At 68.6% G+C, this 24474-nt stretch carries 23 protein-coding genes; 7 read left to right on the top strand and 16 right to left on the bottom strand.

The genetic code is table 11. The annotated features are described in order from the left end of the window. Positions 1-8: 8 nt before the first annotated feature. From LCHO_RS17885 to LCHO_RS17865, 5 genes are read right to left on the bottom strand one after another with little or no spacing between them, the layout of a single operon-like run. Complete coding sequence (locus LCHO_RS17885) at positions 9-893, bottom strand: branched-chain amino acid ABC transporter permease (RefSeq protein ID WP_012348595.1); 885 nt, start codon at positions 891-893, stop codon at positions 9-11. A 15-nt stretch (positions 894-908) separates the two neighbouring features. Continuing rightward, complete coding sequence (locus tag LCHO_RS17880; protein WP_012348594.1) at positions 909-2120, bottom strand: ABC transporter substrate-binding protein; 1212 nt, start codon at positions 2118-2120, stop codon at positions 909-911. A gap of 49 nt (positions 2121-2169) precedes the next feature. Beyond that, complete coding sequence (locus LCHO_RS17875) at positions 2170-2889, bottom strand: ABC transporter ATP-binding protein (RefSeq protein ID WP_012348593.1); 720 nt, start codon at positions 2887-2889, stop codon at positions 2170-2172. Then, entirely contained in the window at positions 2886-3638 is a 753-nt protein-coding gene (locus LCHO_RS17870) for an ABC transporter ATP-binding protein (RefSeq protein ID WP_012348592.1), read from the bottom strand. The genes LCHO_RS17875 and LCHO_RS17870 overlap by 4 nt, the downstream gene beginning before the upstream one ends. A 10-nt stretch (positions 3639-3648) precedes the next feature. Then, positions 3649-5292 (bottom strand): acyl-CoA synthetase, encoded by a 1644-nt coding sequence (locus LCHO_RS17865; protein WP_012348591.1) that lies wholly within the window; start codon positions 5290-5292, stop codon positions 3649-3651. Between the two features lie 182 nt (positions 5293-5474). Between LCHO_RS17865 and LCHO_RS17860 the strand changes: the two genes are divergently transcribed. From LCHO_RS17860 to LCHO_RS17850, 3 genes are all read left to right on the top strand, one after another. Continuing rightward, positions 5475-7433, top strand: coding sequence for a PAS-domain containing protein (locus tag LCHO_RS17860; RefSeq protein ID WP_012348590.1), 1959 nt, complete (start codon positions 5475-5477; stop codon positions 7431-7433). A gap of 7 nt (positions 7434-7440) precedes the next feature. Then, positions 7441-8145 (top strand): response regulator, encoded by a 705-nt coding sequence (locus tag LCHO_RS17855; protein WP_012348589.1) that lies wholly within the window; start codon positions 7441-7443, stop codon positions 8143-8145. Positions 8146-8306: 161 nt separating this feature from the next. Then, positions 8307-9194, top strand: a complete 888-nt coding sequence (locus LCHO_RS17850; RefSeq protein WP_012348587.1) for a dienelactone hydrolase family protein — start codon at positions 8307-8309, stop codon at positions 9192-9194. 46 nt (positions 9195-9240) lie between these two features. On the opposite strand, the gene LCHO_RS17845 is transcribed toward LCHO_RS17850, so the two are convergent. The 11 genes from LCHO_RS17845 to LCHO_RS17795 all read right to left on the bottom strand — a co-directional run bounded on the left by LCHO_RS17845 (position 9241) and on the right by LCHO_RS17795 (position 21510). After that, positions 9241-10014, bottom strand: a complete 774-nt coding sequence (locus LCHO_RS17845; RefSeq protein WP_223210464.1) for a Crp/Fnr family transcriptional regulator — start codon at positions 10012-10014, stop codon at positions 9241-9243. Positions 10015-10181: 167 nt separating this feature from the next. Further along, on the bottom strand, positions 10182-11666 hold the full coding sequence (gene ntrC, locus LCHO_RS17840) for a nitrogen regulation protein NR(I) (RefSeq protein ID WP_012348585.1): 1485 nt from the start codon (positions 11664-11666) through the stop codon (positions 10182-10184). 53 nt (positions 11667-11719) lie between these two features. Next, positions 11720-12793 carry a nitrogen regulation protein NR(II) gene (gene glnL, locus LCHO_RS17835; protein ID WP_012348584.1) on the bottom strand — a complete coding sequence of 358 codons (1074 nt, stop codon included), beginning with the start codon at positions 12791-12793 and terminating at the stop codon, positions 11720-11722. Beyond that, entirely contained in the window at positions 12790-13281 is a 492-nt protein-coding gene (locus tag LCHO_RS17830; protein ID WP_012348583.1) for a hypothetical protein, read from the bottom strand. Before LCHO_RS17830 ends, glnL begins: the two co-directional genes overlap by 4 nt. 176 nt (positions 13282-13457) lie before the next feature. Further along, positions 13458-14873 carry a type I glutamate--ammonia ligase gene (gene glnA, locus LCHO_RS17825; RefSeq protein WP_012348582.1) on the bottom strand — a complete coding sequence of 472 codons (1416 nt, stop codon included), beginning with the start codon at positions 14871-14873 and terminating at the stop codon, positions 13458-13460. Positions 14874-15077: 204 nt separating this feature from the next. Then, positions 15078-15872 (bottom strand): competence/damage-inducible protein A, encoded by a 795-nt coding sequence (locus LCHO_RS17820; protein ID WP_012348581.1) that lies wholly within the window; start codon positions 15870-15872, stop codon positions 15078-15080. A 10-nt stretch (positions 15873-15882) separates the two neighbouring features. Further along, positions 15883-16767, bottom strand: a complete 885-nt coding sequence (locus tag LCHO_RS17815; protein WP_043705786.1) for an EI24 domain-containing protein — start codon at positions 16765-16767, stop codon at positions 15883-15885. Positions 16768-16814: 47 nt separating this feature from the next. After that, positions 16815-17738 (bottom strand): ABC transporter permease, encoded by a 924-nt coding sequence (locus LCHO_RS17810; protein WP_012348579.1) that lies wholly within the window; start codon positions 17736-17738, stop codon positions 16815-16817. Next, on the bottom strand, positions 17735-18817 hold the full coding sequence (locus LCHO_RS17805; protein WP_012348578.1) for an ABC transporter permease: 1083 nt from the start codon (positions 18815-18817) through the stop codon (positions 17735-17737). Before LCHO_RS17805 ends, LCHO_RS17810 begins: the two co-directional genes overlap by 4 nt. A gap of 10 nt (positions 18818-18827) precedes the next feature. Continuing rightward, a complete protein-coding gene (locus tag LCHO_RS17800) occupies positions 18828-20480 on the bottom strand; it encodes an ABC transporter ATP-binding protein (RefSeq protein ID WP_012348577.1) in 1653 nt (550 codons plus the stop codon). A gap of 22 nt (positions 20481-20502) precedes the next feature. Then, the gene (locus LCHO_RS17795) at positions 20503-21510 is read right to left on the bottom strand and encodes a BMP family protein (protein ID WP_012348576.1); all 1008 of its coding nucleotides are present in this window, start codon (positions 21508-21510) and stop codon (positions 20503-20505) included. A gap of 159 nt (positions 21511-21669) precedes the next feature. Here LCHO_RS17795 and paaA point away from each other — a divergent pair, with 159 nt between their 5' ends. Genes paaA through paaD form a run of 4 tightly spaced genes read left to right on the top strand, consistent with a single transcriptional unit; the run spans position 21670 to position 24373 of the window. Then, positions 21670-22698: a 1,2-phenylacetyl-CoA epoxidase subunit PaaA gene (gene paaA / locus LCHO_RS17790; RefSeq protein ID WP_012348575.1), complete on the top strand. Its 1029-nt coding sequence runs from the start codon at positions 21670-21672 to the stop codon at positions 22696-22698. Between the two features lie 24 nt (positions 22699-22722). After that, complete coding sequence (gene paaB / locus LCHO_RS17785; protein WP_012348574.1) at positions 22723-23025, top strand: 1,2-phenylacetyl-CoA epoxidase subunit PaaB; 303 nt, start codon at positions 22723-22725, stop codon at positions 23023-23025. 8 nt (positions 23026-23033) lie between these two features. Further along, positions 23034-23825, top strand: a complete 792-nt coding sequence (gene paaC, locus LCHO_RS17780) for a 1,2-phenylacetyl-CoA epoxidase subunit PaaC (RefSeq protein ID WP_012348573.1) — start codon at positions 23034-23036, stop codon at positions 23823-23825. Next, positions 23822-24373: a 1,2-phenylacetyl-CoA epoxidase subunit PaaD gene (gene paaD, locus LCHO_RS17775; protein ID WP_012348572.1), complete on the top strand. Its 552-nt coding sequence runs from the start codon at positions 23822-23824 to the stop codon at positions 24371-24373. The genes paaC and paaD overlap by 4 nt, the downstream gene beginning before the upstream one ends. The last annotated feature ends 101 nt before the right edge of the window (positions 24374-24474 follow it).

Raw genomic sequence — 24474 nt, 5'->3', positions numbered from 1 at the left:
GGGCTCCTTCACGCCTGCTTGCCGAACAGGCCGGCGGGACGGAACAGCAGCACCACGATCATGATCACGAAGATCACGACCGCCGAGGCCTCCGGGTAGATCACTTTGGTCAGGCCCTCGATCACGCCCAGCCCCAGGCCGGTGATGATCGAGCCGGCGATCGAGCCCATGCCGCCGATCACCACCACCGCGAACACCACGATGATCAGGTTCGAGCCCATCACCGGATTGACCTGGATCACGGGCGCCGCCAGCACGCCGGCAAAGGCCGCCAGCGCCACGCCGGCGCCGTAGGTCAACGTGACCATCAGCGGCACGTTGATGCCCAGCGCCTGCACCAGATCAGGCCGCTGGGTGGCGGCGCGCAGCGTGGCGCCCAGCGACGTGCGCTCGATCAGGTACCAGGTGGCCGTGCAGACCGCCAGCGAGGCCAGCACCACCCAGCCGCGGTAGAGCGGCAGGAAGATGAAACCCAGGTCGACACCGCCCTGCAACTGCTCGGGCACCGGGTACGACTCGCCCGACACACCGAAGTAGTAGCGGAACAGCCCCTCGCCGATCAGCGCCAGCCCGAAGGTCAGCAGCAGGCCGTAGAGGTGATCGAGCTTGTACAGGTGCTTGAGCATCGTGCGCTCGATCAGCATGCCCAGCGCGCCCACCAGCGCCGGCGCCACCAGCAGCGCCGTCCAGTAGCTCATGCCCAGGTGGTTCAGGCCCAGCAGGGCCACGAAGGCGCCCACCATGTAGAGCGCGCCGTGGGAGAAGTTGATGATGTTGAGCAGGCCGAAGATCACAGCCAGACCCAGGCTCAGCACGGCGTAGAACGAGCCGTTGATGAGCCCGAGCAGCAGCTGGCCGAACAGCGCCTTGCTGGGGATGCCGAAGAGTTCCATCGCCGTGCTTTCGCGTCAGGAAGGCTTCTTGACCAGCGCGCACTTCGAAGCCGCGAGCGGCTGGAAGGCCTCGGCCGCGGGGATCGTGGCCACCACCTTGTAGTAGTCCCAGGGCGTGGTCGACTCGGCCGGCTTCTTGACCTGCAGCAGGTACATGTCGTGCACCATGCGGCCGTCTTCGCGGATCGTGCCGCCCTTGGCGAAGAAGTCGTTGACGGGGGTCTTCTTCATCTGCGCCATCACCTTTGCGGTGTCGTCGGTACCGGCCGCCTTGACCGCCTTCAGGTAGTGCATCACCGATGAATACTGGCCGGCCTGCACCATCGTCGGCATGCGCTTGGCCTGCTCGAAGAAGCGCTTGGACCAGGCCCGGGTGTCGTCGTTGAGGTTCCAGTAGAAACCTTCGGTGAGGTACATCGACTGCGTGGTCTTCAGGCCCAGCGAATGCACGTCGCTGATGAACATCAACAGGCCGGCGAGCTGCTGCTTGGGCGTGACGCCGAATTCGGCGGCCTGCTTGATCGAGTTGATGGTGTCGCCGCCTGCATTGGCCAGGCCGATGATCTGCGCGCCCGACGACTGCGCCTTGAGCAGGAAGGAAGAGAAGTCCGAACCCGGGAACGGGTGACGCACCGTGCCCATCACCTCGCCGCCGTTGGCCTTGACGACATCGATGGCGTCCTTCTCCAGCGAGTGGCCGAATGCGTAGTCGGCGGTCAGGAAGAACCACTTCTTGCCGCCGGCCTTGGTGACGGCCTTGGCGGTGCCGTTGGCGACCGCGTAGGTGTCGTAGGTCCAGTGCACCGTGACGTCGTTGCAGTCTTCGTTGGTGACACGGGTCGAGGCTGCGCCCGAAACCAGTACCACCTTGTTCTTCTCCTTGGCGATCTTCTGCACCGCCAGCGCCACCGAGGTGGTCACCAGCTCGGAGACCACGTCGATCTTCTCGCGCTCGAACCATTCGCGGGCCTTGTTGGCGGCCACGTCGCCCTTGTTCTGGTGGTCGGCCGAGATCGACTCGATCTTGAAGGCCGGTTTCTCCTTGGCGACGAAGTCGTCGATCGCCATCTGCGTGGCGATCACGGTGCCCTTGCCGGCCACATCGGAATAGACGCCCGACAGATCGGTCAGCACGCCGATGCGCACGAGGTTGTCGGAGATCTGCGCCTGGGCCGGGGCAAAGGCGGCGGCCAGCGCGGCGGCCAGCGTGAGGGTCTTGAAGGTCATGGATGTCTCCTGAAGAACGGGTGAGAGAAGTGAAACGGGCAGGGTGTCGCTAGACGCCGAGCAGCTGGTGCAGCATCTCGGTCTTGTCGGCCAATTCGTCTTTCTGCACCGTGGCGACGATGCGGCCGTGTTCGAGCACGTAGTGGCGGTCGGCCAGCGGCGCGGCGAACCGGAAGTTCTGCTCGACCAGCACGATGGTGTAGCCGCGGGTCTTGAGCAGCCGGATGACCTCGCCGAGCTTCTTGACGATCACTGGCGCCAGGCCTTCGGTGATCTCGTCGAGCAGCAGCAGGCGGGCACCGGTGCGCAGGATGCGCGCCATCGCCAGCATCTGCTGTTCGCCGCCGGACAGCCGTGTGCCGGGGCTGTGGCGGCGCTCGTGCAGGTTGGGGAAGACCTGGTAGATCTCCTCGACCGTCATGCCGCCGCTGCGCACCTCGGGCGCCAGCATCAGGTTCTCTTCGGTCGACAGGCCGGCGAAGATGCCGCGCTCTTCGGGGCAATAACCGACACCCAGGCGGGCGATGCGGTGCGGCGCCAGGGCGGTGACCTCGTTGCCGTTGAACATCACCGAGCCGGTGCGGCGCCCGACCAGGCCCATGACGGCCTTCAGCGTGGTCGAACGCCCCGAGCCGTTGCGGCCCAGCAGCGTGACCAGCTCGCCCTCGTTCACCTGCAGGTCGATGCCGTGCAGGATGTGGCTTTCGCCGTAGAAGGCGTGCAGATCCGAGATCCGCAGCATCTCGTTCTTGTAGCCTGCTCCGCTCATGCTTCGACTCCCACATAGGCTTCGAGCACCCGCGGGTCCTGCGAGACCTCGGCGTAGCCGCCTTCGGCGAGGATCTGGCCACGTTGCAGCACGGTGATGCGGTCGCTCAGCGTCTCGACCACCGACAGGTTGTGCTCGACCATCAGCACGGTGCGGTTGGCCGAGACCTTGCGGATCAGCTCGACCACGCGGTCGACGTCCTCGTGGCCCATGCCCTGGGTGGGCTCGTCGAGCAGCATCAGCTCGGGGTCGAGCGCCAGCGTGGTGGCGATCTCGAGTGCACGCTTGCGGCCGTAGGGCATCTCGGCGGCCAGCGTGCGGGCATAGCTGGCGAGGTCGACCGCTTCGAGCAGTTCCAGCGCACGGGCATTGAGCCCGTGCAGGCTGGCCTCGGGCCGCCAGAAGTGGAACGAGGTGCCGAGCTTGCGCTGCAGCGCCACGCGCACGTTTTCCATCGCCGTCATGTGGCCGAAGGTGGCCGAGATCTGGAACGAGCGGATCACGCCGCGCCGGGCGATCTGCGCCGGCTCCTCGTGGCTGATGTCGTGGCCGTTGAAGGTGATCGTGCCGCGGCTGGGCTGCAGGAACTTGGTCAGCAGGTTGAAGACGGTCGTCTTGCCCGCACCGTTGGGGCCGATCAGCGCGTGGATGTGGCCGCGCTGCACCCGCAGATTGACGTCGGAGACGGCGGCGAAGCCCTTGAACTCCTTCGTCAGGCCGCGCGTTTCGAGGATCAGGTCTTGAGTCATGTCGACGACCTCACTCGATCGCGCTGGCCGACTGGGCCTGGCCGCGCAGCACGAACTTCTGCAGCTTGCCGGTCGAGGTCTTGGGCAGTTCGGAAAAGACGATGCGCTTGGGCACCTTGAATCGCGCCAGGTGGCTGCGGCAGAAGTCGATCAGCTCGGCCTCGCTGACCTGCATGCCGGGCTTGAGCTCGATGAAGGCACAAGGCACCTCGCCCCACTTGGCGTCGGGCTGGGCCACCACGGCGGCCAGCATCACGGCCGGGTGGCGATGCAGCGTGTCCTCGACCTCGAGCGAGCTGATGTTCTCGCCGCCGGAGATGATGATGTCCTTGCTGCGATCCTTGATCTTGACGTAGCCGTCAGGGTGCAGCACGGCCAGGTCGCCGGTGTGGAACCAGCCGCCGGCAAAGGCTTCGGCGGTGGCGTCCGGGTTCTTCAGGTAGCCCTTCATCACGACATTGCCGCGAAAGAAGATCTCGCCCATGGTGACGCCGTCGGCGGGCACCGGCTGCATCGTTGCCGGGTCGAGCACGGCCACCGCCTGCTGCAGCGGATACGGCACGCCCTGGCGGCTGTTGAGCATGGCGCGCTCGGCCAGTGGCAGCGCATCCCAGCTTTCCTGCTTGGCGCACACCGCCGCCGGGCCGTAGACCTCGGTCAGGCCGTAGACGTGGGTCAGGTTGATGCCGGCGGCCTCGCAGCCTTCGATCACGGCGGCCGGCGGTGCAGCCCCGGCGATCAGGCCGTTGACGGTGTGCGTGATGCCTTCGCGCAGCGCGGCCGGTGCGTGGATCAGCATGCTGTAGACGATCGGCGCGCCGCACAGGTGCGTGACCCGGTGTGCGCGGATCAGCGTGTAGATCAGTGCCGGGTCGACGCGGCGCAGGCACACGCTGGTGCCGGCCACCAGCGCCATCGTCCACGGGAAGCACCAGCCGTTGCAGTGGAACATCGGCAGCGTCCACAGATAGGTGGGGTGCTGCGGCAGGCTCCAGCCGATCACGTTGCTGGCGGCGTTGAGGTAGGCGCCGCGGTGGTGGGTGACCACGCCCTTGGGGTTGCCGGTGGTGCCCGAGGTGTAGTTGAGCGCGATCGCGTCCCACTCGTCGTCGGGCAGGGTCCAGGCCTGGGCCGCGTCGCCGCCGGCCAGGAAGGCCTCGTAGCCGATCTCGCCCAGCGCCTTGCCGGCCGGGGCCAGTTCGTCCTCGACCTCGATCACCAGCGGGCGGTGTTCGCCCAGCAGCGCCAGCGCCGGCTCGATCACGCCGGCAAATTCGCGGTCGGTGAGCAGCACCTTGGCCTCGCCGTGCTGCAGCATGAAGGCGATGGCCTCGGCGTCGAGCCGGGTGTTGAGCGTGTTGAGCACCGCGCCGGTGGCGGGCACGCCGAAATGGGCCTCGAACATCGCCGGCACATTGGGCAGCATGGCCGCCACGGTGTCGCCCCGGCCGACGCCCGCCTGCCGCAGCGCGCTGGCCAGGCGGCGGCAGCGTTCGAAGGTCTGCGCCCAGGTCTGGCGCAGCTCGCCATGGATCACGGCAACGCGTTGCGGATAGACCGCTGCGGCGCGCTCGATGAAGCTCAGGGGTGAAAGTGCGACGAAGTTGGCCGGATTGCGCTCCAGGCCGACGTCGTACGGATGGATCCGCGACATGGTTGTCTCCTCGTGGTGTCGCGTCGACCGGGCCTTCTCGATGCCCGGGCGGCGACATGGGAGGCAAGCATCGGGCATGACTTTTTCACCAGTTGCGAGCCAATGTGACGAATGTTTGCAGCACCGCTGCGGCCCGCACCCCCCTCCTAGAATGGTCGCGCCAACCCGATGCGGAGCCGCCCTTGACTGCCACGATCCCCGACGCCGCGAGTGATCGGCTCAAACGCCACGAGTCGCTGCAGGCCGGGCTCGACCTGATCGACCAGGGCTTCACGCTGATCGACGGCGATCTGCGTTTCGTCGCCTGGAACGAGGCCTTCATCCGGCTGCTCGATTTCCCGCGCGAGATGGTCTTCGTCGGTGCGCCGTTCGAGAGCTTCATGCGCTACAACGCCGCGCGCGGCGAATACGGCCCCGGCGACGCGCCGGCCTACGTGGCCGAGCGCATGGCCGCGGCACGCCGCTTCACCCCGCACGAGATCGAACGCACCCGCCCCAACGGCCAGGTGCTGCGGGTGCGTGGCGTGCCGGTGCCGGGCATCGGCTTCGTCACGCTGTATTCGGACATTACGGCGCAGAAGGCGGCCGAGCGGCAGATCCGCGAACACGCCGCGCTGCTCGAGGCCCGCGTGGCCGAGCGCACCGCCGCGCTGCGCCACAGCGAGGCGCAGCTGCGCCTGATCACCGACTCGATCCCGGCACTGGTGGCCTATGTCGACCGCACACGCTGCTACCGCTACGTGAACCGCGGCTACCAGGAGTGGTTCGGGCTCGACCCGGCCCGGCCGGCGGCGATCAGCGCACGCGAATTCCTGGGCGCTTCGACTTACGAAGGCATCAAGGGCCACGTGGCGCAGGCCTTCTCGGGCCAGCCGGCGAGCTTCGACTACGAACTCACGCGCATCGACGGCTCGCGCATCCGCGTGCACACCTCGCTGATCCCCGACATCGGCGCCGACGGCCAGGTGGCCGGCTGTTTCGAGCTCACCTTCGACAACACCGAACACCTGCGTGCGCAGGAGCTGGTGCTGCGGGCGCAGAAGATGGAGGCGCTGGGCCAGCTCACCGGAGGGCTGGCGCACGACTTCAACAACCTGCTGACCGTGATCATCGGCAACCTCGGCATCCTGACCGAGCAGCGACGTGACACCGCCGACACCGCCGAGTTCGTCGCCCCGGCGCTGCAGGCCGCGCGGCGTGGCGCCGAGCTGATCCGGCGCCTGCTGAGCTTTGCGCGCCAGCAGCCGCTCGCGGCGGTGGCGGTGAATGTCCACCAGGCCTTGATCGACGTCGCACGGCTGGTACGCCGCTCGCTGCCGGAGAGTTTGCAGATCGAGGTGCAGGCGCAATCCGGGCTGTGGATCTGGATCGACCCGGCCGAACTCGAGACCGCGTTGCTCAACCTGCTGCTCAATGCCCGCGATGCCACCGCGGGCAACGGCCGGGTGTCGATCCGCGCCAGCGCCGCCGAGCTGCTGCCCGATGCCGCCGGCGACCGTGGACTGGCGCCCGGACGCTACGTGCGCATCGATGTGAGCGACGACGGCTGCGGCATGGACGAGGCGACGCGCTCCCGCCTGTTCGACCCCTTTTTCACCACCAAGCCGCCAGGATCGGGCACCGGGCTCGGCATGGCGATGGTCTACGGCTTCGTTAACCAGTCGGGCGGTGCGATCGACGTCGAAAGCGCACCCGACCGCGGCACGACGATCTCGATCTGGCTGCCGGCGACCGATGCGCCTGACGACGAAGCCCTCGACGTGCCAGCCGAGTTGCCGCCGGGCGCGCAGCCGCAGGGCCTGGCGCTGCTGGTCGAAGACGATGCTGCGGTGCGCCAGGTGGTGCGCCACAACCTGCTCGCGCTGGGCTATGCGGTGCTGGAGGCCGGCAACGGCGCCGAGGCGCGCCAGATGCTCGCGCATGCGCCTGGCATCACCTTGCTGTTGACCGACGTGGTGATGCCCGGCGGTGTCGACGGCCGCGACCTGGCCCGCGAGGCCCGCGACCTGCACCACGTGCCGCGGGTGCTGCTGATGAGCGGCCACGCCCCGGCGCGCGCCGAAGCCGGCGATCTGCCCTTGTTGCGCAAACCCTTCAGCGCCGCCGAGCTGGCGGCGGCCTTGCGCGAACCGCGCGAGTGAGGCGCACATGACCGCGCTGGTCTACGTGATCGAGGACGACGACGACGTCGCCCGCCTGGTGGTGCACGCCCTGCACGAGTTCGGTTTCCTCACCGAGACCTTCCGCAGCGGCGCCGCCGTGCTGCGCCGGCTGCAGACCGAACGGCCCGAGCTGTTCATCGTCGACCTCGGCCTGCCCGACATGGACGGCATGGCGCTGGTGCGCGAGATCGGCGCCATGGGCAATTCCGGCGTGCTGATCCTGACCGGCCGCGGCCACACGGTCGACCGCGTGATGGGGCTGGAACTCGGTGGCGACGACTACATGGTCAAGCCTTTCGAGCCGCGCGAGCTGGTGGCGCGGGTGCGCAGCATCCTGCGCCGCCGCACGGCACCCGGCGCGGGCTGCGGCGCGCCGCAGCGCCGCTACGCCAGCTTCCTGGGCTGGACGCTCGACTGCGCCGCCAACGTGCTGCGCGCGGCCGACGGCGCCGAACACCTGCTGGGCACCGCCGAGACCCAGGTGCTGCGCGTGTTCGTCGAACGCCCGCACCAGATCCTGACCCGCGAGCAGCTGGTCGGCTCGCGCGACCTCTCGCCGCTGGACCGCAGCATCGACGTGCGCATCTCGCGCCTGCGCCGCAAGCTCGAGCCCGACCCGCAACACCCCACCCTCATCAAGACCGTCTACGGCGCCGGCTATCTGTTCGCTGCGGCCGTGAGCTGGTCCTGAACGAGAGCCTGTCCCGATGAACCCGCAGGAGATCCCGGCCCGGTTCGGCCCCGTGGATCGATGGACTGCGACGTCGTGATCGTCGGCGCCGGCATGTCGCAAGCCCGGCGCGCCTGGGCCTGCCTGCCTAGAATCGGGACTTTGCCGAATGGGGACGACTGATGCTCGACACCGGATTGCCGCAAGCCCGCACTTCGCCAGCCCCTGATTCGGACCGCGGCAGGCGCGGTTTCCTGCGTGCGGCCCTGGGCAGCGGATTTGCCGCCGCGGTGCTGCCGGTGGTGGCGCAGACCGAGATCCGCACCGATGCCGTCGGGCTCGAGGTCGGCGAGGTCACGATCGACGTCGCCGGCTTCAAGATGCCGGCCTACCGCGCCGCGCCGGCCGGCCGCAGCAACCTGCCGGTGGTGCTGGTGGTGAGCGAGATCTTCGGCGTGCACGAGCACATCGCCGACGTGGCCCGGCGCTTTGCCAAGCTTGGCTACCTGGCCATCGCGCCCGAGCTGTTCGTGCGCCAGGGCGATGCCGGCAGCTACGGCGAGATCGCCAGGCTGATCGCCGAGGTCATCAGCCAGGTGCCCGACGCGCAGGTGATGGCCGATCTCGACGCCACCGTGGCCTGGGCGCGCACGCACGGCGGCGACACCTCGCGCCTGGCGATCACCGGCTTCTGCTGGGGCGGGCGCATCACCTGGCTGTACAGCGCGCACAACCCGACGGTGAAGGCCGGCGTGGCCTGGTACGGACGGCTGGTGGGCGCGCCGAGCGCCTTGACGCCGCGCCATCCGCTCGACCTGGCGGGCGACCTGAAGGCGCCGGTGCTCGGCCTCTACGGCGGGCAGGACAGCGGCATCCCGCTCGACACGGTCGACAAGATGAAGGCCGCCTTGTCGGGCGGGCCGGCCGCGGCGACGGCGTCACGCTTCGTGATCTACCCGGACGCGCCGCATGCCTTTCATGCCGACTACCGGCCGAGCTACCGCAAGGATGCGGCCGACGACGGCTGGCAGCGCTGCCAGGCCTGGTTGCGCTCGCACGGCGTGGCCTGAAGCCGTGGCGCGGGCACGGCGGCCGGGCTGCGGTCGATCGGCCGTGTCAGGCGTCGTCGCCCGCCAGTGCGCGCAGCGCCGGCAGGTCGTGCACGCTGAGGTTGTAGCCGCGCACGCTGACCACGCCACGCGACTCGAAGCTGCGCATCAGGCGCGACAGCGTCTCGGGTGTCATCGCCAGCTGCTGGGCGATGTCGCGCTTGCGCTCCTGCAGGCGCAGCTCGCAGTGATCGAGCGTGCCGGGGCAGCGCTGCAGCAGCCAGCGGGCAAAACGCGCCGGGGCGTCGTTGTGCAGCAGGTTGCGCGAGGCTTCGGTCAGCTCGTTGACGCGCCGCGCCAGGTTGACGCAGAAGCGCTGCGCCAGCTGCGGATGCGTGGTCAGGTGCGTCTTCAGCGCATCGAGCGGGATCTCGGCGATCACGACGTCCGACAGCGCCAGCGCCTCCATCGCGTAGGGCTCGCCGAGCCAGGCCGAACTGGCGTCGAGCCAGGCCGGGCCGGCCAGGCTGCGTTCGGTGCGCAGGCCGCCGTCGTGGGCGCGTGAACCGAGCACCACGTCGCCCGACAGCAGCAGCACCAGCGAACGGGCGGTCTCGCCGGGGTCGAGCACGACGTCGCCGGCATGCACGCTGTGTCGCTGCGCCAGTTGCAGCAGCAAGGCCATTTCGGCCGGGGTCAGGGGCGGCGAGCCCATGGCGATCTGCCAGGGTGCCGGATCGGCCGGCGCGGGCGGGGCGGCAGCCAGCCGCCGGCGCGGTTTGGGCAGATGAACTGCACGCGGCGCCCGCGGTGCGGCGGTGAGGGTGTCCAGAGTCTCCACGGCGTTGACAGCAGGTTTGGGTGAGGAATTCCGTGTTCTGACGAACCGGGTTTCAATCAATGTCCTGCAATCGCGGCCCGTGGTGCTTGAGGCAGGTCAACCTTGGGGCAGGGGCGGGGCTGCCTGACCCCGGATTTGCGCGTTTGGGCGCCAATCGCCACAGCGGATCAATCCAGGCCGAGTTCCTGGATCTTGCGCGTGATGGTGTTGCGGCCGATGCCGAGCTTGTGTGCCGCCTCGATGCGCCGGCCCTTGGTGATCGCCAGCGCGGTCTGGATCAGCCGGCCCTCGAACAGCCGGGTCAGGTGATCCCAGACGTCGGGCTGGCCGCTGTCGAGCAGGGCGCGGGCCTCGAGTTCGAGGTCGCCGAGCCAGTTGCTGCCGACCGCCGGCGGCGCGCTGCGTGGCGCTTCGGTCGCCGCGCTGCCGCTGCCCGGTTGCGCCAGCATCGGAGGGCTCGACACCAGGCCGTGGCCACCCGCAGGCGCCATCGCCGGCAGGGTGCCGAGCACCTCGGGCGGCAGGTCCTTCGGGTCGACCACCTGGGCCGGCGCCATCACGGTCAGCCAGTGGCAGATGTTCTCGAGCTGGCGCACGTTGCCGGGGAAGTCGAAATTCGCCATCAGGACCATCGCCGCGTCCGACAGGCGCTTGGGCTCGCCGCCGAGATCCTTGGCGCTGCGCTGCAGGAAATGGCGGACCAGCCCGGGGATGTCCTCGCGCCGTTCGCGCAGCGCCGGCAGGCGCAGGCGGATGACGTTGAGGCGGTGGAACAGGTCTTCGCGGAAGGCGCCGTCGCGCACCCGCTCCTCGAGGTTCTGGTGGGTCGCGGCAATCACCCGCACGCTGGCCTTCTGCGGCGAATGGCCGCCGACGCGGTAGAACTGGCCATCGCTGAGCACCCGCAGCAGGCGGGTCTGCAGGTCGAACGGCATGTCGCCGATCTCGTCGAGGAACAGCGTGCCACCTTCGGCCTGCTCGAAGCGGCCGCGCCGCGTTGCCTGCGCGCCGGTGAAGGCGCCGCGCTCGTGGCCGAACAGTTCGCTCTCGAGCAGGTCCTTCGGGATCGCCGCCGTGTTGATCGCCACGAACGGCCCGGCGCTGCGCTGGCTGTGCTTGTGCAGCGCGCGCGCCACCAGCTCCTTGCCCGAGCCCGATTCGCCGGTGATCAGCACCGTGACGTTGCTCTGGCTGAGACGGCCGATGGCGCGGAACACGTCCTGCATCGCCGGCGCCTGGCCGAGCATCTCGGGCACTTCGGTGACGTGCTCGTCGACACTTTCCTCGCGCAGGCTCTCGTCGACCGCGCGGCGGATCAGCTCGACCGCTTTCGGCAGGTCGAAGGGTTTGGGCAGGTACTCGAAGGCGCCGCCCTGGAAGGCCGAGACGGCGCTGTCGAGGTCGGAGTAGGCGGTCATGATGATGACCGGCAGGCCGGGGTGGCGCTCCTTGACCTTGGCCAGCAGGTCGATGCCCGAGCCGCCGGGCATGCGGATGTCGCTCACCAGCACCTGCGGCGAGTCGTCCTCGAGCGCGAGCAGCACATCGCGTGGATTGGTGAAGCTGCGCACCGGCAGCTCCTCGCGGGCCAGTGCCTTCTCCAGAACGAAGCGGATGGATTGGTCGTCGTCAACGATCCAGATGGGTTTCATGCTTGGGCAGTCCTGGCTGTGCGGAGCCAACCGCCGGGCACGAAGGCGCCCGGCTAAGGCAGCGGAATCTGTATCTTGAACACGGTGCGCCCGGCTTCGCTTTCACACTCGATCAGGCCGTGGTGCTGCTGGATGAAGTCCTGTGCCAGCGTCAATCCGAGGCCTGATCCACCGTCCCGGCCGGAGACCAGCGGGAAGAAGATGCGATCGCGGATTTCGGCGGGCACGCCGGGTCCGTTGTCCTCGATATGCAAGTCCAGTGCCAGTCGATAGCGGGTGCGGTCGATCGTGACCTGGCGGGCGGCGCGGGTGCGCAGCACGATGCGGGCGTCGCCGTCCTGGCGGCGCTGGGTCAGCGCCAGCGCGGCGTTGTGGGTGATGTTGAGCACCGCCTGGATCAGCTGCTCGCGGTCGCCGCGGAACTCGGGCAGCGAGGCGTCGTAGTCGCGCACGATCACCAGCCCCTTCGAGAACTCGGCCAGCACCAGCGAGCGCACGCGCTCCAGCACCTCGTGGATGTTGACCTCGGCGACGATGTGCGGGCGCCGGTGCGGCGCCAGCAGCCGGTCGACCAGCGCCTGCAGGCGGTCGGCCTCGTGGATGATGACCTGGGTGTATTCGGTCAGCGACTTGTCGTCGAGCTCCATCTCGAGCAGTTGCGCCGCGCCGCGGATGCCGCCCAGCGGATTCTTGATCTCGTGCGCCAGGTTGCGGATCAGCTCCTTGGTCACGCGGACCTGGTCGAGCGTGCGGGTCTCGCGATCCTGGCGCGACTGCTGCTCGATCTCGACCAGCTCCAGCAGCACCTGCTCGCCGTGGTCGATCTGCGTGACGATCGCATGCACCGGCAGCGGATCGCCGTTGTTGCCGGGCGCGCGGCGCAGCAGCGCCTCGAGCCGGCCGGTGCTGTATTCGTTGTCGACCACCGCGCGGAAGGTGCTCTGCAGCAGGTGCGACTCGACGAACCAGTCGAACATGCGCGACTTCTGCAGTGCCCGCCGCGGCAGGCCCAGCACGGCCTCGAAGGCGGCGTTGGCGTAGACGCAGCGGCCGTCGGCCTTGAGCACCGCCACCATCGTGGCGAGGTGGTCGAAGGCGTCGTAGGGGTTGCCTCGCAACAGACTCATGGGTTGCCCAGCTTGGTGATTTCACGTTTGATGGCGGCCACGTCGGCTTCCTTTCGGGCGATCGCCGCCTTCAGCTCGGCCAGCCGGTCGGCGCTGCGCGGCTGGCCGCGTTCGTCGAGCGCGCCACCGTCCTTCTGCAGCTGCGCCAGGCGTTCTTCCTCCTTGCGCAGTTCGGCCTCGAGGATGCGCCGTGCGTCGGTGTCGCGCGCGCGCTGCTCGGCCGGATCGACCCGGGTCTCGCCGGCCGGCCGCGACGCGCCGCCGCTGGCCGCCCCGACGCTGGCCGCGGCAGCCGCTTTCGGCGCCTCGGGGCGACGGCTCTGGATCACGGTGACGGGCGCGCCCTCGAGCGTCTTGCAGCCGCGCTCGGCGGCTTCCTTGCTGCTGATCTGGTCGGTGTAGAGATTGCCAGGACAGCGATAGACCATGCGGTCCTGGGCCTGGGCGGCGGCGCCGGCCAGCAGCAGAAGGCCGCTCGCCAGCGCCATCCTGCAGGCGAATGCGGGCCGGAGGGCGGCCGCTGGAGGAGGGAATCGGGACATGGCTTTCAGTATCACCCAAACGTCTCGCCGGGCTGGCGTGTGGCCCCGCAACGAAAAAGACGGCCCGCAGGCCGTCTTTCGCTGGGCGACGGAGGCGGCGTCCTTGCGGTGCCGCCTGCCGATCACAGCGTGTAGTACATGTCGAACTCGATCGGGTGCGTGGTCATGCGCATGCGCGTGACTTCCTGCATCTTCAGCTCGATGTAGGCATCGAGGTACGAGTCGGTGAACACGCCACCCTTGGTCAGGAAGCTGCGGCCCTTGTCCAGATACTCGAGGGCCTGTTCCAGGCTCGAGCACACGGTCGGGATCTTCGCGTCTTCTTCCGGCGGCAGGTGGTACAGGTCCTTCGAGGCGGGCTCGCCCGGATGGATCTTGTTTTCCACGCCGTCCAGACCGGCCATCAGCAGCGCGGCAAAACCCAGGTACGGGTTCATCAGCGGATCCGGGAAACGCGCTTCGACGCGGCGGCCCTTCGGATTGGCGACGTGCGGGATGCGGATCGAGGCCGAGCGGTTCTTGGCCGAGTAGGCCAGCTTCACCGGGGCTTCGAAGCCGGGGACCAGGCGCTTGTAGCTGTTGGTGCCGGGGTTGGTGATGGCGTTGAGCGCACGGGCGTGCTTGATGATGCCGCCGATGTAGTACAGCGCGAAGTCCGACAGGCCGGCGTAGCCGTCACCGGCGAACAGGTTCTTGCCGTCCTTCCAGACCGACTGGTGCACGTGCATGCCGCTGCCGTTGTCACCGACGATCGGCTTGGGCATGAACGTGGCGGTCTTGCCGTAGGCGGCCGCGACGTTGTGGATCACGTACTTCTGCAGCTGGACCCAGTCGGCGCGCTGGATCAGCGTGCTGAACTTGGTGCCCAGTTCCATCTGGCCGGCGGTCGCCACTTCGTGGTGATGCACTTCGACCGGGATGCCCAGCGATTCGAGGATCAGGCACATCTCCGAGCGCATGTCTTGCGACGAGTCGACCGGCGGCACGGGGAAGTAGCCACCCTTGACGGCGGGGCGGAAGCCCTTGTTGCCGTGCTCGTAGTCCTTGCCGGTGTTCCAGGCGGCTTCTTCCGACTCGATCGAGACGAAGCAGCCCGACATGTCGGCGTTCCAGCGCACGCTGTCGAAGACGAAGAACTCGGGTTCCGGGCCGAAGTAGGCGGTGTCGCCCAGGCCGGTGGACTTCATGTAGGCCTCGGCGCGCTTGGCCAGCGAACGCGGATCGCGCTCGTAGGGCTTGCCGTCACCGGGCTCGACCACGTCGCAGGTCAGGATCATCGTCGGCTCTTCGAAGAACGGATCGATGTTGGCCGTGTTCGGGTCGGGCATGAGCTGCATGTCCGAGGCTTCGATGCCCTTCCAGCCGGCGATCGACGAACCGTCGAAGGCGTGACCCGACGTGAACTTGTCTTCATCGAAATGGGAAACAGGCACGGTGACGTGCTGTTCCTTGCCGCGGGTGTCGGTGAAACGGAAGTCGACGAACTTGACTTCGTTTTCCTTCACCATGTTCATCACGTCGGCGACGGTCTTGGCCATCAGGGGGCTCCTAGCGGGATGCGGTAAATGCGTTGAGGGTGTGTATTCGTTCCAGGGCCTGGGCCCAGGAAGCACAACAATTTAGCAGAAATCGTGCCGTCGCCCGAGGGCGGTGCAGGCGGTTCGAGACGCGGGTCCGAACCCGGTTCATGACGCGAAATTGCACAAACATGGTGCGTTTGTTCGCACCATTTTGGATCGTCTTCAGCGCACCATTTCGGGGCCCGTTCGGGCGCCAAAGGCTGTCAGTCCTGCCAGCAAGGCCGCGTAGGCCTCGGCCAGTGCCGTGCCGCGGCCCTTGACGCCCAGTTCGATGTGGCGGCCGTGCACCGGGTGGTCGACGCTGGGCAGGCTGAAGACCTTGATGCCCCCGAAGCGCGCCTCGATGTCGATCATCAGCGGCGTCAGGCTGGCCTCCATCGCACCGTAGACGATCACCGAGCGCTCCTCCTGCACCTGCGCGCCGTGCAGGTGCGCGTAGCGGGTGTCGAGCAGGGCTTCGATCATCGGATGCGCCATGACCGGGAATCCGGGCACGAAATGCACCTCGCCGACCGAGAAGCCGGGGATCTGGTTGTAGGGGTTGGTAATGATTTCGGCTCCCTCGGGGAACACGCCCATGTTGAGGCGGTGCACCGTGTCCGGATGCTCGGGATCGTCGGACCAGCCCTTCTCGATCGCCAGCTTGCGCACGCGCTCCATGATCAGGTCGCGCGCCTGCGGGTGCAGGGCGAGCGGCCGGTCGAGTGCGGCGGCGGCGCACTGGCGGGTGTGGTCGTCGGGCGTGGCGCCGATGCCGCCGCACGAGAACACCGCGTCGCCGCTGGCAAACGCGATGCGCAGCGCGGCGGTGATGCGCGCCGGGTCGTCGCCGAGGTACTGCGCCCAGGCCAGGCTCAGGCCGCGGGCGCCGAGCAGCTCGATCACCTTGCTCAGGTGCTTGTCCTGGCGTTTGCCCGACAGGATCTCGTCGCCGATGATGATGAGTCCGAAGTTCATGCGCGTGTCTTCATGCAGGAGGGAAGGGGAGGTTCGTGTCGAGCCTGGGCGGTGGTGTCGTGGTCACCACGGGCACGGCCGGCGGCACGATCTCGGGCAGGCGGTCGTGCCGCAACCGGGCCAGTGCCGCCAGGCAGTAGTGGGTGAACCAGGCGCAGGCGAAGGCGAACACCAGCGTGTAGAGCCAGACGAAGACCGGCATCAGCAGCGGCATCATCGGCAGCATCATGGCGCCGGTGGCCCACACCAGCGACGGCGCCGCGCCCAGGTAGCCGGTGATCAGGCCGATCGCCAGCAGCGGCCAGCGGTGCTCGCGCATCAGCTGCTGGCGCTCCTCGCGGCTGGCGTGTTCGGCCAGCGCGTCGTAGCTCATGACCTTGAAGCTCAGCCAGCCCCAGATCAGCGGCGGCAGCACCAGCACCAGCGGCGGGATCAGCCAGAACGGGATCGAGATCAGCAGCAGCAGCACCGCGAGCAGCGTGTAGCCGAGCGAGCCGGCCAGCGAGCCCCACCACGAGCCGCCACGGCGGCGCTCCAGATCCGGAAAGCGGCGCCGCGCCACCAGGTCGACGATCACCGAACCCATGAAGGCCGACACCAGCAGCATCGCGCTGATCAGCAGCACCGGCACGCTCAGCGCCACCACCACCAGCGGCCCGATCAGGCTGCGGAAGGCGCCGCCGCTGATCTCGTTGAGCCAACCGGTGACGGGGGCCAGGAGCACGAAACCGTCGATCGCGAGGCGCACGATGTCGACCGCTGCGTCCCAGAAGAAATACGCCAGCCCGAAGGCGGCGCCACCGGCCACCAGCACCGGCAGCAAGGACAGCACGATCAGCCGCGGGTGCAGGCAATAGGCGGCGGCGCGCCAGAAGGCATTGAACACAGAAGCCATGGTCACGAGCATAGCGGCAGTGCCGCGGCATCAGCCCGATGCCGGCCTCAGCGCTCGCCCTTGCGATAGGGCTTCATCAGCGCCTGCGGATAGGCCGCCTTGCGCGCCACCACCACCAGCGCCACGATCGACAGCAGATACGGCAGCATCAGGTAGACCTGATACGGCAGCAGACTCGAAGCCGATTGCTGCAGCCGCAGCTGCAGCGCATCGAACACCGCGAACAGCAGCGCGCCGGCCAGCGCCTTGCCCGGCCGCCACGAGGCAAACACCACCAGCGCCACGCAGACCCAGCCGCGGCCGTTGACCATGTTGAAGAAGAAGGCGTTGAAGGCAGCCAGCGTGAGAAACGAGCCCGCCACGCCCATCAGCGCCGAGCCCGCCACGATCGCCGCGGTGCGCGTGGAGGCCACCGACACACCCTGGCCTTCGGCCGCCTGCGGGTTCTCGCCGACCATGCGCAACATCAGCCCGGCCGGCGTGCGCTGCAGCAGCCAGGCCAGCAGCGGCACCAGCAGCAAGGCCAGCAGCGTGAGCGGCGTCTGGCTGGCGAGCACCGGGATGCCGATGCCGCTCATCTCGGCAAACGGCGTGATGGTGGGCGGCGTGCTGACCTTGGGGAAACCGACCCGGTAGCCGTAGTAGCTCAGCGCCGTCGCCAGCATCGTGATGCCGAGCCCCGAGACATGTTGCGACAGCGCCAGTCCCACCGTCAGCCCCGCGTGCAGCAGGCCGAAGGCCGCGCCGGTGAGTGCCGCCACGCCGACACCGGCCCACAGGCCCATCCCCGAATAGACCGCCAGCCAGCCGCTGAACGCGCCCGCGACCATGATGCCCTCGATGCCCAGGTTCAGCACCCCGGCGCGCTCGCACAGCAGCACGCCGAGCGTGCCCAGGATCAGCGGCGTGGCGATGCGCAGCACCGCGCTCCAGAACGACCACTGGCTGAAGATGTCGATGAACTCGCTCATGTCGAGGTGCCCGTGCGCAGCCGCGGTTGCAGACGATATTGCGTCAGCAGCGTGGCCACCAGCACGGCGATCAGCGAGGTCGCCACGATCACGTCGGCGATGTAGGTCGGCACGCCGACCGCGCGGCTCATGCTGTCGGCGCCGACCAGCACGCCGGCGACGAACACGCTCGCCGCCAGCACGCCCAGCGGATGCAGTCCGGCCAGCATCGCGATGACGATGCCGGTGTAGCCAAAGCCGGGCGACATGTCGAGCGTGACGTAACCGGCGCGGCCCGCCACCTCGATCGCACCGGCTAGCCCGGCCAATGCGCCCGACAGCAGCGCCACCAGCACCGCGGTGCGCAGCGCCGGCACGCCGGCAAACGCCGCGGCGCGGGCGTTGGCGCCGGTGGCGCGGATGTCGAAACCCAGCACCGAGTGTTTGAAGATCAGCCACAGCGCACCGGCCAGGCCGGTCGCCATGAACAGGCCGCTGTGCAGGCGTGTGCCCTCGATCGGCCGCGCCAGTTCCAGCTCGGCGGGCAGCGCCACGCTCTGCGGCCAGCCGAGCGCGCTCGGGTCCTTCATCGGCCCGTCGAGCAGCGCCGACACCGCCAGCAGCACGATGAAGTTCATCAGCAGCGTGGTGACGACTTCATCGACGCCCAGCCGCACCTTCAGCAGCACGGGCCCCAGCAGCAGCGCCGCACCGGCCAGCGCCGCGGCGATCAGCATCGACACGAAGACCAGCCAGCTCGACGACCACCAGCCGCTCTCGCCGAACAGGCTGCCCACCGCTACCGCCGCCAGCGCGCCGCCGTAGAGCTGCCCCTCGGCGCCGATGTTGAACAGCCGCGCCTTGAACGCCACCGTGGCAGCCAGCCCGGTCAGGATCAGCGGCACGGCGCGCGTCAGCGTTTCGCTCCACGCGAACACCGAGCCGAAGCCGCCCGCGAACATCGCTGCAAACGTGCGCCCGACCGGCGCGCCGGCCCACAGCACCAGCAGCGCGCTGATCGCCAGCGTGAACAGCACGGCGCCCACCGGCGCCAGCAGCATTGCCGCGGCGGAAGCCTGGCTGCGTCTTTCGAGTCTCATGTCTGGATCCTCATGCCGCGACCGCCGGTGCGCCGTGGCCGTGCCCGACGTTGACCCCTGCCATCGCCAGGCCCAGCGTCTCGCGGGTCCACTGTTCGCCGGGCAAGGCGGCGGTGAGCTGGCCGGCGTGCATCACCGCCACACGGTCGCCGAGTGCCAGCACCTCGTCGAGATCGTCCGAGATCACCAGCACCGCCGCGCCCGCATCGCGTGCGGCGATCAGCTGCTGCTGCACGTAGGCGACCGCGCCCACGTCCAGCCCCCAGGTCGGCTGATGCGCGACGATCAGCCGCGCCGGCCGGCCGTCGGGCGCCCGCAGCGCCCGGCCGAGGATGAGCTTCTGCATGTTGCCGCCCGACAGCGCCCGGGCCGGCGATTGCGGCCCCGCGCCACGCACGTCGAAATCGTCGAGGATGCTTTGCGCATGCGCCTTGGCCGCCGCACGCCGCACCCAGCGCAGCCCCAGCAGCCGGCGCGAAAACGCCCCGCTGCGCAGCCGTTCGCTGACCGCGTTCTCCCACACCGGCAGGTCGCCGACCACGCCCACCGCGTGGCGGTCTTCGGGGATGCGCGCCAGCCCTTGTTCGACCAGCACGGCCGGGTTGCGCGACAGGTCGGCATCCAGAAACCGCACGCTGCCGGCGCTCGCCGCACGCATGCCGCTCAACACCTCGGCCAGCGCCACCTGGCCATTGCCCGACACACCGGCGATGGCGACGATCTCGCCGCTGCACAACTCCAGCGAGACGTGATCGAGCCGATCCCGCCCGCCGGCCGCGGTGCAGACGCGGTCGAGCGCACACAGCGCCTCGCCCACCTGCTGCGCCGGCCGGCGCGCCGGCAGCTCGATCGCATGGCCGACCATCCACAGCGCCAGCCGCGCCTGCGTCACCTCGCCGGCCGCGGCTTGCGCTACCAGCTTGCCCGCGCGCAGCACGGCGATGCGCTGCGACACCCGCAGCACCTCGCCGAGCTTGTGGCTGATGAAGATGATCGACAGCCCCTGCGCCACCATCTGCGCCAGCGTGTGGAACAGCGCCTCGCTCTCCTGCGGCGTCAGCACCGCGGTGGGTTCATCGAGGATCAGGATGCGTGCACCGCGCACCAGCGCCTTCAGGATCTCGACCCGCTGGCGCTCGCCGACCGACAGGCTGCCCACGCGCGCATCGGGCTGCACCGTCAGGCCGAAACGCTGCGCCGCCTCCAGCAGCCGCGTGCGCGCCGCATCACGCCTCGACCACGGCTGCCACCACGGTTCGCTGCCGAGCATGACGTTGTCGAGCACGCTCAGGTTGTCGGCCAGCGTGAAATGCTGGTGCACCATGCCGATGCCCGCGGCCAGCGCCGCACGCGGCTGGCCCGGTGGCAGCGGCTGGCCGAAGACCTCGATCGAGCCGCTGTCGGCCATGTAATGGCCGAACAGGATCGACACCAGCGTCGACTTGCCGGCGCCGTTTTCGCCCAGCAGCGCCAGCACCTCGCCGCGCCCGAGTTCGAGCGAGATGTCGTCGTTGGCGACCAGCGTACCAAAGCGCTTGCTGATGTGCTGGAGCCGCAGGACGGGTGCCCCTCGTCCGCCGGATACGTCGGCCGATCCCCCGAGGGGATCCGGACCGGCTTGGGGCGGCCCGGCGCTCGGTCCGGTGTCCCTTCGTACCGACATTCGGGTCATGCGTCGCTGACGCTCACTTGGCCGTGGACTTGGGCTGCGAGTCGTCCACCTTGACCGTGAACGTGCCGGCCAGGATCGCCTTCTCCTTGGCGCGCATCTTGGCCACCACGTCGGCCGGCACCTTCTTCTCGAAGCTGCCCAGCGGCGCCAGTTCGGAGCCCTTGTTCTTCATCAGCGAATACGGCCCGTAATCCTCGGCGGTGAACTTGCCGGTCTTGACCAGGCCGAGCGCGCGGTCGATGCTGGGCTCCATGTGCCACAGCGCCGAGGCGACCACGGTGTCGGGGTACTTGTCCTGCGTGTTGATGACGTTGCCGATCGCCAGCACCTTGCGCTCCTGTGCCGCGTCGCTGACGCCGAAACGCTCGGCATACATCACGTCGGCGCCCTTGTCGATCATCGCGAAGGCGGCTTCCTTGGCCTTGGGCGGATCGAACCAGCTGTTGATGAAGGACACCGTGAACTCGACCTTCGGGTTCACCTCCTTGGCGCCGGCCATGAAGGCGTTCATCAGGCGATTGACCTCGGGGATCGGGAAGCCGCCGACCATGCCGATCTTGTTGGACTTGGTCATGCCGCCGGCGACCATGCCGCTCAGATACGCCGGGTCCTGGATGTAGTTGTCGAACACCGAGAAGTTGGGCGCCTGCGGCTTGCCCGACGAGCCCATCAGGAACGACACCTTCGGGAAGTCCTTGGCCACCTTGCGTGCGGCGGCCTCGACGCCGAACACCTCGCCGACGATCAGTGCATTGCCGCCGTTGGCGTACTCGCGCATCACGCGCTCGTAGTCGGCGTTGGCGACGTTTTCGCTCGCCTTGTAGTCGATCTCGCCACGCGCCTCGGCGGCCTTGAGCGCCTTGTGGATGCGGCTGACCCATTGCTGCTCGAAGGGCACGGTGTAGATCGCGGCGACCTTGAGCTTGGCCTGCGCGGCGGCCAGGCCGGGGGCCAGGGTGGCGGCGGCCAGGCCGAGCGCGATCAGGTGGCGCCGAGAGAGTCGGGTGAACGTCATCGTCATGGGGGCTCCGTGAATTGGTTCAGATCGGGAATGGTGGGCAGGCTACGCAATCCACGTGCCCGGGCAAACCCTCGTTCTTCTGCCTTGCATCAAGCCGATCGCGAATTCATAATTTACCGACCGGACGGTCAATGAATTCCGCAGGACACAAGGACGCGCATGTACACACAAGCGATGGACACGATGGGCAAGGAAGGCGCCGACGCGCCCAAGGCCTTGCGCTCGGCCGAAGAGATGCAGTTGCAGGCGCGTTTCGACGAACGCATCGACGCCGGCGACTTCATCGAGGCCAAGGACTGGATGCCCGACAACTACCGCAAGACGCTGACGCGGCAGATCAGCCAGCACGCGCACAGCGAGATCGTCGGCATGCTGCCCGAGGGCAACTGGATCGGCCGCGCCCCGACGCTCAAGCGCAAGGCGATCCTGCTGGCCAAGGTGCAGGACGAAGGCGGCCACGGCCTCTACCTCTACGCCGCCGCCGAGACGCTCGGCCAGAGCCGCGACCAGCTGCTCGACGGCCTGCACAGCGGCCGCGCCAAATACAGCTCGATCTTCAACTACCCGACGCTGACCTGGGCCGACATCGGCGTGATCGGCTGGCTGGTCGACGGCGCGGCGATCATGAACCAGGTGCCGATCTGCCGCTGCTCGTACGCGCCGTATGCGCGGGCGATGATCCGCATCTGCCGCGAAGAAAGTTTTCATCAGCGCCAGGGTTACGACGCGCTGCTGGTGATGATGACGAAGGGCACCGAGGCGCAGAAGGCGATGGTGCAGGACGCCGTCAACCGCTGGTGGTGGCCGTCGATCATGATGTTCGGCCCGCCCGACGACCAGTCGCCCAACACCGCGCAGAGCATGCGCTGGGGCATCAAGCGGGTCTCGAACGACGACCTGCGCCAGAAGTTCATCGACGCCACCGTCGACCAGGCCAAGGTGCTCGGCATCACGCTGCCCGACCCGGACCTGAAGTGGAACGAGGCCCGCGGCCATTGGGATTTTGGTGTCATCGACTGGGCCGAGTTCTGGCGCGTGGTGGGCGGCGACGGCCCCTGCAACCGTGAACGCCTGGCCATGCGCGTGCAGGCCTGGGAAGACGGCGAATGGGTGCGCGAGGCCGCATTGGCACACGCCCGCAAGCATTCGCCCGATGCACCGACCGCGCCGCAACAGCAGGCGGCCTGACCGTCCAACCGGAGAAACCGAATCATGAGCGACGTTGCAACCCTGGCCAACGAATGGCCGCTGTACGAGGTGTTCGTGCGCAGCAAGGCCGGCCTCGATCACAAGCACTGCGGCAGCCTGCATGCGGCCGACGCGCGCATGGCGATCCAGCTGGCGCGCGATGTCTACACGCGCCGGCAGGAGGGCACCAGCGTGTGGGTGGTGCGCTCGGACCAGATCACCGCCAGCGACCCCGGCGACAAGGACATGTACTTCGATCCGATGGAGGACAAGGTGTACCGCCACCCGACCTTCTATCAACTCCCGAAGTCCGTGGACCACATGTGAGCGTGACGATGCAAGCCTCCGTGACCCCGAGCCGTGACCCCGCGGCGCAGTACGTGCTGCGCCTGGGCGACACCTGCCTGATCCTGGCCCAGCGCCTGGGTGAGTGGTGCGGCCACGCGCCCATCCTCGAAGAAGACATCGCGCTGACGAACATGTCGCTCGACCTGATCGGCCAGTCGCGCGCGTTGTTGACGCGTGCCGGCCAGCTCGGTGCCGGTGCATCCGGCACCGGCGTGGCGCTCGATGAAGACCAGCTCGCCTTCCTGCGCGACGAACGCGACTACGTCAACCCGACGCTGGTCGAGCTGCCGCGCGGCGACTTCGCCTTCACCGTGCTGCGCAACGCGATGGTCGCGACCTGGCTGCACCTGATGTGGCAGCGCCTGCAGGCGTCCAGCGATGCCGAGCTGGCCGGCATCGCCGGCAAGGCCGTCAAGGAGGCGCGTTACCACCAGCAGCACGCCGCCGACTGGGTGCTGCGCCTGGGTGACGGCACGCCCGAATCGGCGCGCCGCATGGCGCGTGCGCTCGGCGAGCTGTGGCGCTATGCGCCCGAGCTGTTCGAGGACGATGCCGTCGACGCGCATGCCGCCGCCACCGGCCTGGGCCCGGCCAGCTCCGAACTGCTGGCCGACTGGTTGACCGACATGGAGGCGATCCTGTCCGCCGCCCACCTGAGCGCGCCGGCGCCGTCGGCCTTCCGCAGCACCGGCAAACGCGGCGTGCACACCGAGCACATGGGCCGCATCTTGGCCGAGATGCAGTACCTGCAGCGCACCTATCCCGGAGGCGTGTGGTGACCATCGAGGCCGCGAGCGCCGACACGGCCGGGGCGCGCATCGCTCGCGCCTGGCAGGTGCTGGCCGAGGTGCCCGATCCCGAGGTGCCCGCCATCTCCGTCACCGATCTGGGCATCGTGCGCGAGGTCAACGCGGTCGACGGCGGCGGCATCGAGGTGGTGCTGACGCCGACCTATTCCGGCTGCCCGGCCACCGAGGTGATCGAACGCAGCGTGCTCGATGCGATCGAGGCCGCCGGCCTGGGCCCGGCCAGCGCGCGCATGCGTCGCGACCCGGCCTGGACTACCGACTGGATCAGCGCCGACGGTAAGCGCAAGCTGCGCGAGTACGGCATCGCACCACCCGGCCCGACCGAGCCGGGCGCTGCGGTGGGAATGACCGCGGTGGTGCGCTTCCAGCCACGCCGCGCCGCGCTGATCAACATCGCCTGCCCGCGCTGCGGCAGCGATCACACCGAACGCCTGTCGGCCTTCGGATCCACCGCCTGCAAGGCGTTGTGGCGCTGTCTGGCCTGCCGCGAACCGTTCGAACAATTCAAGCCTATTTGAGGGGCACCATGAGCCTGACTTTCTCGAAGCGATTGCCGCGGGCCGAGCGCCGGGCCGCTCCCAAGCCGGCCCGTATCCCCTTGGGGGATCGGGCGATGTAC

Origin of the sequence: Leptothrix cholodnii SP-6 (assembly GCF_000019785.1) — a bacterium.
In the GTDB taxonomy this organism is placed as follows: Bacteria; Pseudomonadota; Gammaproteobacteria; order Burkholderiales; family Burkholderiaceae_C; genus Sphaerotilus; species Sphaerotilus cholodnii.
Note: the sequence above shows the minus strand (reverse complement) of the source record. Positions and strands in the feature narration are given on the sequence as shown.

Excerpts from the sequence above, each read along its gene's own strand:
- glnA (WP_012348582.1), bottom strand. The coding sequence starts at position 14,873 with ATGGCCAAGACCGTCGCCGACGTGATGAACATGGTGAAGGAAAACGAA.
- LCHO_RS17800 (WP_012348577.1), bottom strand. The coding sequence starts at position 20,480 with ATGTCGGTACGAAGGGACACCGGACCGAGCGCCGGGCCGCCCCAAGCC.
- LCHO_RS17880 (WP_012348594.1), bottom strand. The coding sequence starts at position 2,120 with ATGACCTTCAAGACCCTCACGCTGGCCGCCGCGCTGGCCGCCGCCTTT.
- glnL (WP_012348584.1), bottom strand. The coding sequence starts at position 12,793 with ATGAGTCTGTTGCGAGGCAACCCCTACGACGCCTTCGACCACCTCGCC.
- paaB (WP_012348574.1), top strand. The coding sequence starts at position 22,723 with ATGAGCGACGTTGCAACCCTGGCCAACGAATGGCCGCTGTACGAGGTG.
- LCHO_RS17875 (WP_012348593.1), bottom strand. The coding sequence starts at position 2,889 with ATGAGCGGAGCAGGCTACAAGAACGAGATGCTGCGGATCTCGGATCTG.
- LCHO_RS17865 (WP_012348591.1), bottom strand. The coding sequence starts at position 5,292 with ATGTCGCGGATCCATCCGTACGACGTCGGCCTGGAGCGCAATCCGGCC.
- paaC (WP_012348573.1), top strand. The coding sequence starts at position 23,034 with ATGCAAGCCTCCGTGACCCCGAGCCGTGACCCCGCGGCGCAGTACGTG.
- LCHO_RS17815 (WP_043705786.1), bottom strand. The coding sequence starts at position 16,767 with ATGGCTTCTGTGTTCAATGCCTTCTGGCGCGCCGCCGCCTATTGCCTG.
- LCHO_RS17820 (WP_012348581.1), bottom strand. The coding sequence starts at position 15,872 with ATGAACTTCGGACTCATCATCATCGGCGACGAGATCCTGTCGGGCAAA.
- LCHO_RS17830 (WP_012348583.1), bottom strand. The coding sequence starts at position 13,281 with ATGGCGCTGGCGAGCGGCCTTCTGCTGCTGGCCGGCGCCGCCGCCCAG.
- ntrC (WP_012348585.1), bottom strand. The coding sequence starts at position 11,666 with ATGAAACCCATCTGGATCGTTGACGACGACCAATCCATCCGCTTCGTT.
- LCHO_RS17805 (WP_012348578.1), bottom strand. The coding sequence starts at position 18,817 with ATGAGACTCGAAAGACGCAGCCAGGCTTCCGCCGCGGCAATGCTGCTG.
- LCHO_RS17810 (WP_012348579.1), bottom strand. The coding sequence starts at position 17,738 with ATGAGCGAGTTCATCGACATCTTCAGCCAGTGGTCGTTCTGGAGCGCG.
- LCHO_RS17885 (WP_012348595.1), bottom strand. The coding sequence starts at position 893 with ATGGAACTCTTCGGCATCCCCAGCAAGGCGCTGTTCGGCCAGCTGCTG.
- paaA (WP_012348575.1), top strand. The coding sequence starts at position 21,670 with ATGTACACACAAGCGATGGACACGATGGGCAAGGAAGGCGCCGACGCG.
- LCHO_RS17795 (WP_012348576.1), bottom strand. The coding sequence starts at position 21,510 with ATGACGATGACGTTCACCCGACTCTCTCGGCGCCACCTGATCGCGCTC.
- LCHO_RS17870 (WP_012348592.1), bottom strand. The coding sequence starts at position 3,638 with ATGACTCAAGACCTGATCCTCGAAACGCGCGGCCTGACGAAGGAGTTC.
- LCHO_RS17855 (WP_012348589.1), top strand. The coding sequence starts at position 7,441 with ATGACCGCGCTGGTCTACGTGATCGAGGACGACGACGACGTCGCCCGC.
- LCHO_RS17850 (WP_012348587.1), top strand. The coding sequence starts at position 8,307 with ATGCTCGACACCGGATTGCCGCAAGCCCGCACTTCGCCAGCCCCTGAT.